Source organism: Mesorhizobium sp. M1D.F.Ca.ET.231.01.1.1, from assembly GCF_003999155.2.
Taxonomy (GTDB): domain Bacteria; phylum Pseudomonadota; class Alphaproteobacteria; order Rhizobiales; family Rhizobiaceae; genus Mesorhizobium.
The window spans coordinates 1-289 of sequence record NZ_RZOZ02000260.1 but is presented as its reverse complement, the minus strand read 5'-3'; the positions used below and the strand labels follow the sequence as shown (position 1 = coordinate 289).

The window sequence follows — 289 nt, the reverse complement described above, 5'->3', positions numbered from 1 at the left end:
CCCAGATGTCGGTCACCAAAACCGCGGCGTTAGCCGAGGCGACGGGCGTAGCGCGCCAGCTCGCCGAAGCTGTTGCCTTCAGGGCTTCGGACGCACCGCGCTCGCTGTTCGAGCGGCCCGCGGCGCTGCGCGATTTCGTATCCGCACAGCATAGCCAATCGAAACGCGATCTCGTCATCGTGGATCGCGGCAAGATCGTCCTGGCCGACGTGCCAGGCGAGGAACAGAATGTCGGCAAGCCGTTCGGTCACGATCACGACAATGAAGTCGGCCGCGTGCTCGAGGACAA

General features: G+C 64.4%; 1 protein-coding gene. It reads left to right on the top strand.

Annotated elements, in window-relative coordinates; translation table 11 throughout:
- The coding region (locus EN874_RS34010) for a hypothetical protein (RefSeq protein WP_189396765.1) at window positions 1-289 on the top strand (289 nt) is incomplete at both ends.